This is a genomic window from Kitasatospora sp. NPDC058046 (assembly GCF_042885595.1).
Taxonomy (GTDB): domain Bacteria; phylum Actinomycetota; class Actinomycetes; order Streptomycetales; family Streptomycetaceae; genus Kitasatospora.
In genome coordinates this window covers 80,867-95,436 of record NZ_JBHVRS010000031.1, presented here as the reverse complement: position 1 = coordinate 95,436, position 14,570 = coordinate 80,867, and the positions used below count along the sequence as shown (strand labels likewise).

The following is a 14,570-nucleotide window of genomic DNA, read 5'->3' as shown; positions in this document are numbered from 1 at the left end:
GTCGCCGCCGAGCCCGGCGATGCGCTCGCCCTCGACGGCGAGGCGGTCGCCCTCGACGACGCCGCCGGGCAGGACCAGCCGGGCACCGGCCAGGGTGGTGCGGTTCATGACGGTCATGGATGGGTCCTGGATGCCGTTCGCCGGGAGGGGCGGAGTCTCGGGCGGGGGAACGCCGACCGCCCGGCCCACGGGAACCGGTCCGGTGGGCCGGGCGGCGCGGATCACGGCTGGACGGCCAGCGCGAACACGTGGATCGCCGCGGCGCGGGGCAGCGTGACGGAACGGATCGTCTTGCCGGGCGTCAGCGGGACGGTGTTGGTGAAGACGCCGTACCCGGTGCCGAAGTTGCCCGGCCCGGTGGGCGTGTTGCGGTGGTCCATGGTGAACGCGGTCTTCGCGCCGTAGGCGTCGGTCGGGGTGCAGCACCAGTTGGGGAAGCCCAACTGGCCGCTGCTGGTGGTGCCGTCGGTGTAGGCGACGGTGACCGCGCCGGAGGCGAAGCCCGCTTCGGCGCCGAGGAAGCCCAGCGCGCTGCCCTGGCCGCTGAAGGTGATCTCCTGGCCCGCGGCCGACACGTTGTCGTTGGTGCCGGCGGCCGCGGACGGCCAGGTGAAGCTGAGGCCGTTGGCACTGATCGTGGCGCCCGCGGTGGCGCCGGCCAGGGCCAGGGCCTGCGCCGAGTAGCTGTTCCCGGCGCCGTCGAAGTCGCCGGGAGCGGTGTCGCTCTCGGAGGTGGCGCCGACGTTGTCGAACGCCGCCTCCAGCGACGGGTAGGGCACGGTCCGCACGATCGTCTGCTCACCGCTGACGGTGTCGACCCCGGCCGGCCGGGCCCGATAGCTCGCGGTGGCGGTGATCGCCGTGGCCGTGGTGCCGGGAGCGCCCTGGGGGCCGTGCACCGTCACCGTGGCCGACGCGGTCGCGCCCGGTGCGATGCGCGGGAGCGTGACGGTCGCCGGGGTGACGGCCCAGTCGGCGGGGGCGCTGATCCGCACGCTGGTGTCGTTCAACGCGACGGCGCCGTTGTCGGCCAGGGTGATCCGGTACGTCCCGGGCTCCTGCGCCGTGCTGACGTCCTGCCAGGTGACGGCGGTGGCGGGGGCCAGGCCGCGGGTCGCGCCGGGGTGGACCCGGTAGAGCACCGTGGCGTGCGGCGGCACGTTCGCGGAGATCACGCCGGCCGTCCCGACGGCCTTCTTGGTCACCAGGTCGTCGAGCCGGTAGCCGTCGGCGGCGGGCAGGCCGGCCCGGGCGGCGGTCGTTGTGATGGTCTGCGCGGTGTCGGAGGAGTTGAAGAGCGCGACCGCCCGGTCCCCTCCGGCCAGCGGCCTGCTCAGCACGTCGTAGCCGGTTCCGTGCTGGACGACCCGCCCCTGGACGCCCAGCCGGTCCTGGTCGACGGCGATGACGTCGCGATTGCCGAGCAGCTCCAGCGCGGCCGGGGAGAGGCGGGTGAGGTCGGTGCTGGAGATCAGCGGCGCGGCCATCACGGCCCACAGCGAGATCTGGCTCTGCATCTCGTCCTGGCTGAGCCCGGAGTCGCCGGCGAGCAGGAAGTCGGGGTCGTTCCACCGGCCGGGGCGCTGCAGGTCGGCCAGTCCGACGTTGTAGCCGTAGTTGTACATGATCGACGCCCACTTCTCGGCGCCACCGGCCTGGCCGAGTGCGATGTCCGCGCCCTCCCGCCACAGGTTGCCGAGCGGCGCGGACCAGCGGATCACCGACTCCCAGTTCGTCGCGCCCTGGAAGTAGGCGGGCGCGGAGACCGAGAAGACCATCCTGCGGTGGGTGTCGAGCAGCGCCCGGCTCATCGCGGTGTAGGTGTCGCGGTAGCTCTGCTCCTCGGTCTCGCCGGGCTTGACCGGGACGTTGCAGCCGTCGAGCTTGACGTAGTCGACGGCCCAGGACGCGAACAGGTCCGCGTCCTGCTGCCAGTGGTCGAGGGAGCCCGGGTAGCCGCCGCAGGTGGCGGTCCCGGCGTCCTCGTAGATGCCGAACTTCAGGCCGAGGTCGTGGACTTGGCGTCCGATGTAGGCCATGCCGTGCGGGAACAGCCGCGGGTCGGCGACCAGGTTGCCCTGGGCGTCGCGCTGCTTGGACATCCAGCAGTCGTCGATGGTGACGGTGTCGTACCCCTTCTTCGCCAGCCCGGTGGAGACGAGGGCCCGGGCGTTGTCGAGGATGGTCTTCTCGTCGATCCCGCACTGGTAGTACGACCAGTCGTTCCAGCCCATGGGCGGTGTGGGGGCGTAGTTCGGGTACTCGGCGACGGTGCCGGGCGGGGAGGGCTCGGCGGCGACCGCGGGCTGAGCCAGGAGCGTAGCGGTGGACACGGCGGCGAGCGCCGTACAGCAGGCGACGGTGGTACGGAGCCACCGGCGGAGGGCAGTTGACACGCTTCGACCTCACGGGATCTCGGGGTCAGGGCATGGATGGCTGCTGTTGGTCCCAGCCGGACCATTTGTACGGGGACCTGCTCGCTCCTGACAAGATGACGGGCAGAATAAGCAATAACACGCACTCAATGGCAAAGTCCGAGCACGAGTGCACGTGGACCCGGCCCGGCCGAGCCGCCACCGGACGCAGGAGCGCGACCGGCCGACCGGTCGGGTCGGGGCCCGTTGGGGTCCTGGGATACTGGATCATGTCGCGGCCGACGGCTCCCCGGTCGCCGACGCGAACGCCCCGGCGCCCCGCCCGGCCCTCGGCGGTGGCACCGGTACGTCCGGACCGCGGCAGGGTCGGCCTGCCGGAGGAAGCGGGAGCGGTCAGGCACCCGTTCGATCGAAAGGGCCTTCGTGGCTGATCAGAGTTTGCTCGCCCCGCAGCGCCAGGCGCTGATCCTGGAGGCCATCCGCAAGGCCGGCGCGGTGCGCGTCGCCGAGCTGGTCGAGCAGTTCGGCGTGTCGGACATGACGATCCGCCGCGACCTGGACGCACTGGTACGTCAGGGAGACGTGCGGAAGGTCCACGGCGGGGCCATCGCGGTGGGGACCGCCAGCACGGACGAACCCGGCTTCGACGTGAAGTCCGGGCTGGAGGAGAGCACCAAGGCCGCGCTGGCCGACGCCGCCGCGCAGCGGGTGGAACCGGGCAGCGTGGTGGCGCTGTCCGCCGGCACCACCACCTACGCGGTCGCCTCCCGGCTGCTGGAGGTGCCGGGGCTGACGGTCGTCACCAACTCCCTGCGGATCGCGGACCTGCTGTGGGCGGCGGAGAGCGACGGAGCGGAGACCGTTCCGTCGCTGCTGCTGACCGGTGGGGCGCCGACACGCTCCGCGGCCCTGGTGGGGGCTCTCGCGGACCAGACGATCCGCACCCTCCACGTGGACCTGCTCATCCTCGGCGTGCACGGCGTCAGCGAGCAGGCCGGACTCACCACCCCCAACCTCGCCGAGGCGCAGACCAACCGGGCCCTGATCGCCTCGGCCCGCCGCACCGTCGTGGTCGCCGACCACACCAAGTGGGGCGTGGTCGGCCTGAGCAGCTTCGCGGCCCTGACGGAGGTCGACTGCTTCATCACCGACGACGCCCTCCCCGCGGCGGCCCGCAACGCGCTCGCCGAGGCGGTCGGCGAACTCGTCGTGGTACCGGCCGCCGGCTGACCGGGGGCTCCGGGCCCCGCCCGGTCAGGCCAGTCGACGCGCCCCCGCCGAGGGGACGGCGGTGAAGGCGACGGGTGCGGCGAAGCCCGCGGAGCCGAAGGCCGACCGCACCGCGTCCGCGACCGCTGCCACGTCCGCCGCGGCCACCAGCGCGATGACGGAACCGCCGAAGCCGCCGCCGGTCATCCGGGCGCCCAGCGCCCCGGCGGCCACGGCGGCCTCGACCGCGAGGTCCGTCTCGGGGCAGGAGACCCGGAAGTCGTCGCGCAGCGAGGCGTGTCCGGCCGTCAGGACCGGCCCCAGCGCGGCGGTCCGCCCGCTGTCCAGGTGCTCGATCACCTCGGCCACCCGCCGGTTCTCGGTGACCACGTGCCGCACCAGCGGGGCGAGTTCCCCGGGGAGGCGCTCCAGGGCCGCGGTGAGGCCGGCGGCCGGCAGGTCGCGCAGCGCGGCCAGGCCGAGCAGGTCGGCGGCCCGCTCGCAGCCGGCCCGCAGGGCGGCGTAGGCGCCGTCGCCGAGGTCGTGCTTGACCCGGGTGTCGATCACCAGCAGCCGGAAGCCGGCCGCCTCCAGGTCGAGCGGGACGTGGCGCCGCTCCAGCGTCCGGGTGTCGAGGAGCAGCGCGGCACCGTCCGTGCAGCAGGCGGAGGCCATCTGGTCCATCACCCCGCAGGGCACGCCGACGAAGGCGTTCTCGGCCCGCTGGGCGACCAGGGCGAGGTCCGGCGCGGACAGGCCGAGCCCGTACAGGTCGTTCAGGGCGGCGGCCGTGGCGCACTCCAGGGCGGCGGAGGAGGAGAGCCCGGCACCGGCCGGCACGTCGCTGTCGACGGAGAGGTCGGCGCCGCCGATCGCGTGTCCGGCCTCGGCGAGGGCCCAGAACACGCCGGCCGGGTAGGCGGCCCAGCTGGTGACGACCCCGGGGGCCAGGCCGTCGAGCGCGAGGTCGGTGACGGTGCCGTCGCCCCGGGTGCTGTGGAACCGCACCCGGCCGTCCGCGCGGCGGCGGGCGGTGACCCTGGTGGTGTGCGGGAGGGCGATGGGCAGGACGAAGCCGTCGTTGTAGTCGGTGTGCTCACCGATCAGGTTCACCCGGCCTGGCGCGGCCCACACGCCGCTCGGCCGGGCGCCGTGGACGGCCTCGAAGTCGGTGGCGGCCCGGTCGATCATCTGCTCGGCTCCCGTACGTCGTGCGCGTGCGTCGTGGCGGCTCCCGTCGGTGCCTCCTTCGGCGGACGGGAGCCGATTTCGACATAATCAAACACCATCGGCCGCCGCAGTCAACACCTGCGGGTTTCGCATCGCGGCGCGGACCGGAAACGGTGCCCGATGCCTCGTCGGCAGGTCTACACCTGTTGACAAACGATCGAATATGTTTGATTCTGTTGGAGATCGGCGCAGACTGGCCGAACTCCCCCGCAGAAGGAGCACGGCGGTGCACAAGACCGCGACCAAGTTGGCCGACGGCCGCGAACTCGTCTACTACGACCAGGAGTTCGGCACGAACCGGAACGCCGTGGACGAACGCCCGCTGGAACCCTCCGCGAGCCTCTCCGAGACCCGCCTCGACCCGGTGCTCGGCGAGTGGGTGACCGTCGCCGCCCACCGCCAGCAGCGGACCTACCACCCCCCGGCCGGCGAGTGCCCGCTCTGCCCCTCCCGGAACGGACGGCTGAGCGAGGTCCCGGCGGCCGACTACCAGGTCGCGGTCTTCGAGAACCGCTTCCCCTCGCTCGCCCCGGACTCCGCCGCCCACGTCACCGCCCACGAGGACGACCCCCTGCGCACCCTCCGCCCGGGCACCGGCCGCTGCGAGGTGGTCTGTTTCTCCCCCGACCACGACGCCTCCTTCGCCGACCTGGACGAGGCCGGGGCCCGCCTGGTGCTGGACGCCTGGACCGACCGCACGGCCGAACTCTCCGCCCGGCCCGAGGTCCGGCAGGTGTACTGCTTCGAGAACCGCGGCGAGGAGATCGGCGTCACCCTGGCCCACCCGCACGGGCAGATCTACGCCTTCCCCTTCGTCCCCTCCCGCACCGCCCGGATGATCGGCCGCGCCGAGGCGTACCGGGCGAGCACCGGGCGGAACCTCTTCGAGGACCTCGTCGCCGCCGAACGGGCCGCCCCCGAGCGGCTGGTGCTCCGGGGCGGGCACTGGACGGCCTTCGTGCCCTTCGCCGCCCGCTGGCCGTACGAGGTCCACCTCTACCCCAACCGCCGGGTGCGCGACCTCACCGCGCTGAACGAGGCCGAGCGCGCCGAGTTCCCCGGCCTCTACCTCGACCTGCTGCGCCGCTTCGACCGGCTGTTCCCCGCTCCCGCCGGCTCCGCGCCGAACCGGACCCCGTACATCTCCGCCTGGCACCAGGCGCCGAAGGACGGCGGCGACGAACTCGCCCTGCACCTGGAGCTGTTCACCGTCCGGCGCGCTCCCGGCAGGCTCAAGTACCTGGCGGGCGTGGAATCCGGACTCGACGCCTTCGTCACCGATGTGAGTCCGGAGGCCGCCGCCGAGCGGCTGCGCGGGGCCGCGGCCGACTGACCCGGCCCACAGGAGGGCCCCGGCACGGCCGTCGATCGAGCCGTGCCGGGGTCGGGGTCAGGAGGTCGACCACCGCCGCGGCGGCGATCCGGTGTCCGGCTCCCGCGTCACCGCGTCACCGCGGCGCCTGCGGAACGAGGGCGAGGGCCTGCTCGGCCGCCGTGCGGCCGCCGCCGACCGTGGAGCCGGTGGTGTCGTTCCAGGAGCGGGCGGGCACGGTCTCGGCGAGTCGGCCCGAGGTGCCGGACATGCCGATCACCAGGCCGCTGTAACGGTTCACCAGCTGGAACCGGCCCTTCCCGGCCTTGCTGGGGAGCATGAACCACTGCTGCCCGACGGTGGCGTTCCCGCCGACGGCGCCGGTGGCGGTCAGCGCCGCGCCCCAGGCCCGGCCCGCCGTCGAGGTGGCGTCGACGCCCAGCAGCCGACCGGTGGCGGCGTTGACGATCCGGTAGGAGCCGTCGCCGTCGGCCAGGAACCGCCAGGACTCGCGGGCGGAGCCGGCCGCCCTGGCCGTGGAGGTGACGGCGGAGCCGCCGGCGCTCTGGGCGAGGACCCGGCCGTTGCCGCTCTGGATCCGGTAGGTCCTGGCCAGGTCGACCGGCGGGGCGGCCGGCGCGGACGAGCCGACGGTGAGCTCGACGTACTGGCCGTCCGAGCCGGCGCAGGCGAAGGAGCAGTACGACCGGAAGGTCCTGCCGACGATCGTGGTGCCGGTCAGGCTGGCGCTGTCCAGGAACCAGCGGTACCAGGAGGCGGTGTGGTAACCGCCGGTGTCGCCGAGCAGCGTCCACTTCTGGGTGGCCAGGTCCTTGGTGGCGTAGATCTGCTGCGGGGCGTTGCCGCTCTGGTCGACGGCCTGCGGAGTGCCGATGTAGAGGCCCAGGTAGGCGTCGTAGGCGATGTTCATGACGAACAGCGGCGTGCTCGGGGCGAGCGTGCCGGCCGCGATCTGCCGGCTCACGGTGCCGGGGTTGGCCGGGTCGTACTCCTTGGCCGGCGGGAGGTACCCGGTGGGGTTGGCGCCGTCGGCGGGCACCATGTCGCTCTCCAGGCCGCCGGCCCCGGGCTGCGACCACGCGCCGTCGTACCACTTCTGCCAGCTGCCCGGCGCCATCTTGGCGGACATCGGGGCCCGCGCGACGTGCTGCTGGAACGCGCCCCAGCTGCCGCCCTTGTCGACGATCCGGGAGCCGTAGAAGACGTAGAAGTATCCGGAGGCGGTGTCCACGAACAGTCGCTGGTCGCCGTCGCCGTAGGAGAAGGTCTGCTGCGGGAAGGCCGCGGTGTCACCTCGCGTGGTGCTGCGGGGCGAGGTGATCACGTGGTCCCTGATCGTCCAGGTCCGGCCCTGGTCGGTGGAGACGGCGTAGTCGATCGCGTCGTAGTGCAGGCCGTCACCGAAGGGCTGGGGGGTGAACTCGTTGTGCACCAGCCCGTACCAGTCCCCGCTGTCCGGGTCGACCCAGACCCCGGCCAGGTCGCAGTAGTTCCGCTGGGCGTAGTGCGAACCCTGCGGCGCGTAGCTGGACTCCCGTCCGGTGGGGCTGTTGTTGCAGCGCGCCGTGGTGTCGTCGTTGCGGTCCGACGGGTCGGCGGGGTTGACGGCGTCGCTGATCGCGGCGGACCGGGTGGCGCTGTCGAAGTCCCGGCCGGTGAAGAAGTCCCACTGCCGGGAGTCGTTCGCGCCGTACAGCGAGTGCGACTGCTGGAAGTAGAACGTGCCGTCCTTGTCGGTGTAGGGACTGGCCTGGGTGTCGTCGGGGTAGGCGTACGAGCCGGTCCTGCCGACCGAGACCGTGTACGTGGCGGGGGCCGGCCTGCCGGCGGCGGGTGAGTCGGCGGACGGCCTGTCGGCGGACGCCGGTCCGGCGGCCAGGGTTCCGGCGCCGAGCGCCGCCAGGGCGGTGGCGGCGAGGACGCGGGCCCATCGGGTGGGTAGAGGTGGCACTGGTACTCCTCTTCCGTGGCGGGGCGCACGGTTGCGCCCCTGCTGTGGGAGTGCGGAACGGGAGAGTGGTCCGGGGAGGCGGGCGGTCAGCCGTCCGCCATGCGGAAGTCGTACTGCGGGGGCACCGGTGTGCCGGGGTGGACGGCGAGCCAGAGGGTGTCCAGGGAGAGCTCGCCCTCGCGCATGGTGTCGACCTGGATGCCCTCGGCCAGCAGTCGCCGGACCCGGTCGTCGTCGCCGAGGGCGTGCGCCGCCTCCGCCTCGGCCAGCCTGATCCGCCCGTGCGCCCGGTCGGCCGGGGAGAGCGCCTCGATCAGCGCGAGCGCCTCGGCGGGGCGCTCGGCGCGCCGCAGCGACTCCAGCGTCTCGATCGTCAACTCCCGCAGTTCCGGACGGAGTCGGTGGGACGAGAGCATGAGGTCGGCGGCCTCCCACGGCTGCGGGGCGAGGAGGGCGAGCGCACGCAGTGCCCACGGCGAGGCCTGCACGGCGACGGAGCGTTCGAACGCCTCGTGGGCGGACTCCCGTTCCCCGTCGGCCAGGCGCAGCAGCCCGAGCTGGTACAGCGCGTGCCAGTCCGTGGCGTTCGCCTCCAGCAGTCGCCGCCAGTGCGCCCCGGTGACCGGCTCGGCCGGCGGGTCGCAGACCGGGAGCGTGCCGGTCCTCAGGAGCCGCCGCCAGGGTTCCTGGGCGGCCGCCGGCTCGCCGAAGGGCAGGGCGGGCGAGGCGGGCAGGGCGCCGGCCTCGATCTCCAGCGCGGCCCAGCCGTCGCCCTCGGACAGCACCTCCTCGGGCGCGCCGAACTCCCCGGCCCGGGCGTCGGCCCGCTCCAGCTCCATCGGCGGGAGCAACCGGTCCAGCGCCTGGCCGGCGGCCTTCCGGGCGGCGTCCCAACTCCCGTGCACCGCCGTGGGATCGGCCTGCAACAGCCCGTACGCCTCGGTCCACGACCAGGTGGCGCCGGCGGGCATCGCCAGGTGCTCCAGCTGGGTGCGGGCCAGGCCCGCCTGGATCTCCAGGTAGGCGGAGTCCGGGCCGGAGAGCCACTCCTGCCAGTGCCTGCCGCCGGTGCCGGTGCCCCAGCAGAACAGCTTGCGTCCGCGCAGCCGGGCGGTGGAGGTCTGGACGAGCCCGGCGCCGGTGCCGTCCAGCGCGGCGATCCAGGGGCGTTCGCCGCCGGGGAGGTCGAGGAAGTAGTCCGCGGCGCGCGCCGCCCGGCCGGGGTAGCTGCGGTCGGCGCCGTCGGCCTCCGGGAAGGCCACCCGGCGCAGATCGCTGACGTAGTCGCAGTGGAAGGCGTGGTCGGCCGGGCCGAGGACGCGCACGTCCCGGTCCTGGGGCACCGCGATGTTGGACCACCAGTAGACCGGCGTCTCGCTCGGTGCGGGGTTGTGCACGGCGACATGGACGTAGAGCACCGGGGAGCCGGCGGGCAGCCAGCTGTCCATCCGCAGCACCAGGCGCCGCAGCCGCTCGAAGGCGTACATCCGCAGCACGGGGGTGCCGTCGGGCGCGCGCACCCGGACGGCGTGCAGCGGCTCGCAGGTCAGCGGCCAGTGCCCGGTGGCGCCGAGGTTCCACTCCACCCCGCCGGCCAGCCAGGCGTCGCGCAGGGCGAGGTTGGCGGGCTGCAGGATCCGGTTGCGGTGCAGCAGCTCCCGCCCGGTGGGGCGGTGGACCAGGGACCACAGCCGCCCGCCGAGGGAGGGCAGGAAGGTCGCGGTGAGGGTCTCGTTCTCCAGCACCACGCACGGGAGTTCGCGCTCGGTACGGACGCGGTCGTACCCGCTCTGTCGGGTGTACGGCAGCAGGGTGTCGGGCACCCCGTAGGCCAGGTTGCGGCGCATCTCGTCGTCGACCCCGGCGCCGGCGCCGGTCTGCCGGGGCAGGCCGTGCAGGATCGGCAGGGTGCCGCCGACCGGATCGGGGGTCCCGTCGATGCGGAGCGGGTCGGTGCGCAGGGTCGAGGTCACTTGCCGATCCCAACTGTCATGCCCTGGATGATCCGTGAGCCCATCCAGGAGAAGAGCGCGATCATCGGGGCGAGGATGATGCAGACCCCGGCGAACATCGTGCCGAAGTCCAGGCCGTTGAACTGCTGTGCCGCGACGAACGAGGAGAGCGCCACCGGGAGGGTGGTCGTTCCCTGGCTGTTCGTCAGGACGAGGGCGAACAGGGTCTCGTTCCAGGCGGTGATGAACTGCAGGAGGAAGGCGGTGACCAGTCCGCCCCGGGCGACCGGGAGCACCACCTGGACGAAGGTGCGCAGCGGGCCGGCGCCGTCCAGGACGGCGGCCTCCTCCAGCACGCCGGGGACGCCGCGGAAGAAGCCGGTCAGCAGGAAGACGGTGAACGGCATCGCCAGGCCGACGTAGACCAGCCCGAGGCCAAGGTCGCTGTCGGTCAGGTCCACCCGGGACAGGCCGATGAACAGCGGCACCACCAGGACCTGGCCGGGCACGCCGAGGCCCATGGCGAAGCTCATCGTCAGTGCCGAGGAGGTCCGCGAGCGGCGCCGGGCGAGGGCGTAGGCGCAGGGGGCGGCGAGGGCGACGGCGACCACGGAGGAGAGGCCGGCGGTGAGCACGCTGTTGAGGGCCGCCCGCGCGAAGCCGCCCTCGTCGAGCGCGGTGGTGTAGTTGCCGGTGTCCGGGCTGGTCGGCAGGCCGAAGCCGTGCCGCAGGATGTCGGGGCCGCTGCGCAGCGAGGTCAGCAGGATCCACAGGAGCAGCAGCAGGTCGGCGGCGACGACGATCCAGACGGCGGCCGTGCCGATCCTGCTCGCGGGTCCGGTGGGTCGGTTACTGCGTCGCACGGGAGGGACCTTTCCGGTTGGGTGCGGGGGGCCGGGACGCGACGGGTCAGTACTCGACCGGTTCGCGGCGCAGCAGGCGGCGCAGCACGACGGTGATCAGGGTGACCATGGCCAGGCTGACGATCGCGGCGGCGGTGGCCGTGCCCAGCCGGGGGACGGTGCCCTGCGGGAAGGCCTCGGCGTACACGTACACGGCGGTGTTCCAACTGCTCACCGGCGGATAGGCGTTGGTGCTGCCGCCGTAGAGCAGGATCAGCTCGAAGATCTTCACCGAGCTGACGGTCCACAGCACCGCGCAGACAGCGATGACGTCCCAGGCGCACGGCAGGGTGATGTGCCGGAAGCGCTGGAAGGGGCCGGCACCGTCGAGTTCGGCCGCCTCGTAGAGGTAGTCGGGGATCTGGTCGACCGCCGCCATGATGATGGAGGTGTAGTAGCCGGTCGCCGTCCAGACCAGGGTGCCCAGGACCATCGGGAGCAGGTTGTCCGTCGACAGCCACTTGGGCGGTGTGGTCACCCCGAAGACCTTCAGCGCCTGGTTGACCGGGCCGGTGGGCGAGAACAGGAACCCGGCGACGATGCCGAAGACCATGCCGTTGACCAGCGAGGGGAAGAACAGCACCGACCGGGCGAAGAGCCTGGCCCGCATCTCGCGCAGCACCAGGGTCAGCGCGAAGCTGAGCACGAAGGTGATCGTGCCTCCGACGACCATCAGTTCGAGCGTGTTGAACAGCGAGGTGCGGAACCTCGGGTCCTGGAACAGCAGGAGGTAGTTCCGCGGGCCGCGCCACTCCATCTCGCCCATGCCGTCCCACGCGTACAGGCTGGTCCACAGGGCGTAGCCGACCGGGGCGACGAACAGCACCGCGTACACGATCAGCGCGGGGGCGGTGAAGGGCCAGAACACCCGGCGGCGCTGGCGCTCCAGCGGGCCGACGCCGGAGCGGACGGCGCGCTCGGACCGGCCCGGGGCGGCGTCCGTCCGGGGCGGCTCCTCGATCGTCGTCGCCACCGTCAGCCCTGGGTCTGCCAGTAGGTGACCTGGTCGGCCTTGCACTTGGCGACGAACCGGTCGGCCGTGGTCCTGCCGTGCCAGAAGTCCAGGTAGTTCTCGTTCAGGACCTTGGGCAGCCAGCTGCCGGCCACCCCGTCGAAGCCGAGGCGCACGGTCGGGGCCTCCAGGGACTTCTGGACGTCGGCCAGTTCGGCGGGGGCCGGGATGTCGCCGCGCGGGGTGAGGTTGCCCGCGGTGGTGGAGATCCCGGACAGGTGCTTCTTCTGCAGGAAGAAGGCGATGAACTTCTGCGCGGCGGCGGCGTTCCTGGCCCGCTTGGGGATCGCGAAGCCGAACAGGGCGGCGTCCGGGGTCTTCGCGCCGGGCGGCAGCATCGACGCCGTCCTCCAGCCGGCCGGGACCTGCTTGGCCACCTCGGCGGTGACGTAGTTGCCGTCCATGTAGAAGGCGGCCTTGCCGCCCGCCCAGTTGGTCTCCTGCGCGGGGTACTTGGTGGCGTCGTAGCCCTCGATCAGGTGGCCGCCCCTCACCAGCTGCTCCACCTGCCGCGCCGCGCCGAGGACCGCCGGGTCGTCCCAGGTCGCGCCGGTCCGGTCGGCGGCGAGCTGGGCGACGTTCACCCCCGCTCCGTCGAGCAGGTAGTCGAAGTACAGCGCGTTGCTCCAGGGATCCTCCCCCTCGGAGGCGATGCACGCCTTCCCGGCCGCCTTCAGCGTGTCGCAGACCTTGAGCAGTCCGGCCCAGTCGGTGGGCGGACTCGGCATGGCGGTGGTGATCGCCGGGTCGGCCGCGTTGTAGAACATGGCGTTGGTGACGACCTCGTACGGGATCACGTAGTGGTTGGAGCCGGAGGGGTCCTTCGGCAGCATGTCGAAGTACTTGGCCGGGAGGACCTGGGAGACCGGGACGTCCTCCTCGGGCACCCGCAGCTGCAGCACCGGCGAGAGGTCCAGTGCCTGTCCGGCCGCGGCGGTGGTGCCGTAGACCTTGTCGTCGGACTCGTCCCACAGGTCCGGGGCCCGGTTGGCGGCGATCGCCGGGCCGATCTTCTTGGCGATGTCCCGGCCCGCCCAGGTGACGTCCACCTTGGCGCCGGTGGTGGCGGTGAAGTCGTCGATCGCGGCCTTCAGCACCTTGGCCTGCGGCTCGTCGGCGCGCCACATCGACCAGTAGGTGAAGCTGCCGGCGGCCTTCGCCCCGCTCTCCGAGCCGCTGCCGCAGGCGCCCGCTCCGAGCGCGAGGGCGACGGCGGTGGCCGCCCCGACGACGCGGGCGGCGGGCATGGTCGTTCTCCCCATGGGTGGTTCCTCTCGGAGGCGCGAGATGCCGCGCGGACGTGTCGTCAGCCGGGGCCCGAGGACGGGGAGCGGCTGGATGGCTGGGACGATACGGTCGGGTTGACCGGTAAATCAAGAGTCCTTGCAAAAACCTGCTCAGGACTGCGGTGCCTCGACACCGTTCACGCAAGGAACTCTCAAGTGACGAGCCAGAGCGGGGGTTTGATCAATCTTGACGCCCCCTCACCGGTGCCCTACCTTTCACCGAAGGCAAGTTGACCGGTAAAGTCGAAGGATCCAGTCATGGTGACGATGCAGGACGTGGCCGAGCGTGCCGGGGTCACGAAGCAGACCGTCTCCAACGTCATCCGGGGGCGGGGGGCCGTGAGCCCGGCGACCGCGGCCCGGGTGCGCGCCGCGATCGGGGAACTGGGGTACACCCCCAACCTGGTCGCACGCTCCCTGGCCACCGGCGCCACCAGGACGGTGGGACTGTTCGTCCCCACCGTGACGGGCTCCTTCTACCCCGACATCGTCGAGGAGGTCGAGGACGTCCTCGACGCGAACGGCTACCACCTGCTGCTCTGCACCACCCGGCTCGACGGCGAGCGCGCCAAACGGCACCTGGCGGGCCTGACCAGCCGCTCGGTGGACGCCCTGCTGATCGCCGGCGACCGGGACCTGATCGACCACCTGCCGCTGCTGGCCGAGGCCTCCTTCCCGGTCGCCCTGTGCGCCTGGGAGACCGACGCCCCCGACCGCTTCCCGGTGGTCACCATCGACTACGAGCGGGCCGGCTACCTGGCCGGGCGCCACCTGCGCGAACTCGGGCACGAACGCGTCGCGGTGCTCGCCAGCCCCGACCACGGCCCGCGGGTCGCGGGCTTCCGGCGCGCCTTCGCCGCCGACGGACTGACCGTCCCCGACGCCGCCGTCCACACGGCGTCCGAACCCACCCCCGCGGGCGGCTTCGCCGCGGCGACGGCGGCACTCACCGCCGACCCGACGATCACCGCGCTCTTCGCCACCCACGACGTCCTCGCCCTGGGGGCACTGGAGGCCGCCCGGGCCGAGGGCCGCTCCGTGCCCCGCGACCTGTCGATCGTCGGGCACGACGACAACCCGGAGGTCGGCGTGGCCCGACCGGCGCTCACCAGCGTGGCCATCCCCAAACGGGAGATGGCCCGGGAGGCGGTCGAGCTGCTGCTGCGTGCCCTCACCCGGTCCGGCAGCCCGGCCAACTCGATCCAGCTGCTGCGGCCCGAACTCGTCGTCCGGGACAGCACCGGCCCGGCCGACGGCCGCTGAACGGACCCGGCCCGGCTACCGCATCGCGCCCGCGCCCGCACCCGACGGTGCCGCGCG

At 73.0% G+C, this 14,570-nt stretch carries 10 protein-coding genes; 3 read left to right on the top strand and 7 right to left on the bottom strand.

Features of this window, described 5'->3' with window-relative positions; translation table 11 throughout:
* Positions 1-221: 221 nt before the first annotated feature.
* Positions 222-2,396 carry an NEW3 domain-containing protein gene (locus tag ACFVU7_RS40155; RefSeq protein ID WP_388051108.1) on the bottom strand — a complete coding sequence of 725 codons (2,175 nt, stop codon included), beginning with the start codon at positions 2,394-2,396 and terminating at the stop codon, positions 222-224.
* Between the two features lie 402 nt (positions 2,397-2,798).
* Between ACFVU7_RS40155 and ACFVU7_RS40150 the strand changes: the two genes are divergently transcribed.
* Entirely contained in the window at positions 2,799-3,605 is an 807-nt protein-coding gene (locus tag ACFVU7_RS40150) for a DeoR/GlpR family DNA-binding transcription regulator (protein WP_049649304.1), read from the top strand.
* A 24-nt stretch (positions 3,606-3,629) separates the two neighbouring features.
* Here ACFVU7_RS40150 and galK read toward each other — a convergent pair whose 3' ends face one another.
* Positions 3,630-4,775, bottom strand: coding sequence for a galactokinase (gene galK / locus ACFVU7_RS40145; RefSeq protein WP_074006476.1), 1,146 nt, complete (start codon positions 4,773-4,775; stop codon positions 3,630-3,632).
* Positions 4,776-5,040: 265 nt separating this feature from the next.
* Here galK and galT point away from each other — a divergent pair, with 265 nt between their 5' ends.
* Entirely contained in the window at positions 5,041-6,147 is a 1,107-nt protein-coding gene (gene galT, locus ACFVU7_RS40140; protein ID WP_388051105.1) for a galactose-1-phosphate uridylyltransferase, read from the top strand.
* Between the two features lie 115 nt (positions 6,148-6,262).
* On the opposite strand, the gene ACFVU7_RS40135 is transcribed toward galT, so the two are convergent.
* The 5 genes from ACFVU7_RS40135 to ACFVU7_RS40115 all read right to left on the bottom strand — a co-directional run bounded on the left by ACFVU7_RS40135 (position 6,263) and on the right by ACFVU7_RS40115 (position 13,226).
* Complete coding sequence (locus tag ACFVU7_RS40135) at positions 6,263-8,098, bottom strand: RICIN domain-containing protein (protein ID WP_388051102.1); 1,836 nt, start codon at positions 8,096-8,098, stop codon at positions 6,263-6,265.
* A gap of 86 nt (positions 8,099-8,184) precedes the next feature.
* Positions 8,185-10,071 carry a DUF5107 domain-containing protein gene (locus ACFVU7_RS40130; protein WP_388051100.1) on the bottom strand — a complete coding sequence of 629 codons (1,887 nt, stop codon included), beginning with the start codon at positions 10,069-10,071 and terminating at the stop codon, positions 8,185-8,187.
* The gene (locus tag ACFVU7_RS40125) at positions 10,068-10,913 is read right to left on the bottom strand and encodes a carbohydrate ABC transporter permease (protein ID WP_117486249.1); all 846 of its coding nucleotides are present in this window, start codon (positions 10,911-10,913) and stop codon (positions 10,068-10,070) included. The genes ACFVU7_RS40130 and ACFVU7_RS40125 overlap by 4 nt, the downstream gene beginning before the upstream one ends.
* 46 nt (positions 10,914-10,959) lie before the next feature.
* Positions 10,960-11,925 (bottom strand): carbohydrate ABC transporter permease, encoded by a 966-nt coding sequence (locus tag ACFVU7_RS40120; protein ID WP_388051097.1) that lies wholly within the window; start codon positions 11,923-11,925, stop codon positions 10,960-10,962.
* A gap of 2 nt (positions 11,926-11,927) precedes the next feature.
* Complete coding sequence (locus tag ACFVU7_RS40115; protein ID WP_388051094.1) at positions 11,928-13,226, bottom strand: ABC transporter substrate-binding protein; 1,299 nt, start codon at positions 13,224-13,226, stop codon at positions 11,928-11,930.
* A gap of 282 nt (positions 13,227-13,508) precedes the next feature.
* Here ACFVU7_RS40115 and ACFVU7_RS40110 point away from each other — a divergent pair, with 282 nt between their 5' ends.
* Positions 13,509-14,513, top strand: a complete 1,005-nt coding sequence (locus ACFVU7_RS40110) for a LacI family DNA-binding transcriptional regulator (RefSeq protein WP_117486251.1) — start codon at positions 13,509-13,511, stop codon at positions 14,511-14,513.
* The last annotated feature ends 57 nt before the right edge of the window (positions 14,514-14,570 follow it).